The organism is Pseudovibrio sp. POLY-S9 (assembly GCF_001431305.1).
Classification (GTDB): domain Bacteria; phylum Pseudomonadota; class Alphaproteobacteria; order Rhizobiales; family Stappiaceae; genus Pseudovibrio.
Genome location: NZ_LCWX01000164.1, coordinates 18,701 through 19,989, shown reverse-complemented (window position 1 = coordinate 19,989; position 1,289 = coordinate 18,701). Strand labels below are relative to the sequence as shown.

Annotated in this window: 2 protein-coding genes; one reads left to right on the top strand and one right to left on the bottom strand. The window is 50.0% G+C overall.

Going from position 1 to position 1,289, the window contains the following annotated elements; translation table 11 throughout:
* Positions 1–631, bottom strand: a 631-nt coding sequence (locus PPL9_RS33345) for a methyltransferase domain-containing protein (RefSeq protein ID WP_208989389.1), incomplete at its 3' end; no start/stop codon positions are given.
* Between the two features lie 128 nt (positions 632–759).
* Between PPL9_RS33345 and PPL9_RS33340 the strand changes: the two genes are divergently transcribed.
* Positions 760–1,289, top strand: a 530-nt coding sequence (locus PPL9_RS33340) for a double zinc ribbon domain-containing protein (protein ID WP_161831318.1), incomplete at its 3' end; no start/stop codon positions are given.

The window sequence follows — 1,289 nt, the reverse complement described above, 5'->3', positions numbered from 1 at the left end:
CTCTGATCAAGTCAAACATGGTGTCATATCTGACGGTTAGCCGATCTATGTCGGTTACTGGGAGTGCGAAACCTGCGCGTTGGAGAAGGCCGCCAAGATCTCTGGTATCTGCAAATGGGATAACGCGTGGTGATACGCCTTCACTAACTTCCATCTCGGCGCGCATCAGACAGTCTCTTAACTCCGCAAGGGTATCAGTTCCTAATAAGAGGCCGAGGAAAAGGCCATCTGGTTTTAAGGCACGTTTGATCTGGACGAGTGTTCCTGGAAGATCGTCGAGCATCTGCAAGTTAAGTGAAGATACAATCAGGTCCAGGCTTTCCGGTGTGAAAGGCAGGACGGCGTCATCTACAATCAAATCAGGCTCAGAAAGGTTTGGGTCTGCACCGAACAGATCGGCTCGCAGCAGGTGTTTGACTTTTCCTGACGTCTTTAGTGCTTCAAAGATGTGGCCAGTGTGACCGCCGAGATCTACTCCGCAGTCAAACTCTCTGCTGATGAATTCCAGACGATCTTGCAAATCTGCGGCAGCTGCCTTCATCAGGAAATCAGCGCCTTCTTGCGCTCTCTTCAATGCAGTCATGCGACGTTGTGCAATGAGTTTACGATCAAAGAGAGTGTGTTCGCTCATGAGGGCGCCTTTGGCCAGACTGTGCTGTGTGTGCACTATTGGAAATTATAACCCCATTGAACATGGAGTGATGTTCGACGGAGGCTTTGTTAGCTTAATTCTTCTGCAGATATATACGGTGAGCACAGATGAGCGACAAGTTTTCTTCTCTGGAGTGGTTGCCTGATGCAGTGGATAGAGCTGAGCAACCTCTTAAACTCAGCTTTCTTGATATGAAGGTGGCCTCTCATCTAAGGCGCGGACTGAACTTTGCTCTGGATGCTCTGTTTCCTCATAGCTGTCCGATTTGTAACCATTTGGTTCAAGGTGAAGGTGGTTTGTGTCTGCCTTGTTGGCAGACACTGGAACTGATATCGGCGCCTTATTGTGAGCGGCTTGGTGTTCCTCTGCATTATGAATTGAGACCGAACGCCTGGAGCGCTGCTGCTCTTGTTAATCCGCCTGATTATGACCGAGCCCGGGCCGCAGCCCTCTACAACGGGCCCGCGCGCGAGCTGGTGAAGCGGTTTAAGTTTTATGGAGAGATCCGGTTATCGAAGTTTCTTGCCAGGTGCATGCTCAATGCAGCGGCAGAACTTGTCGTTTCGGAGAGTTTTCTTATTCCAGTTCCTCTCCACAAGTCGCGCTTACGTGAGCGCACCTATAATCAATCTGCTTT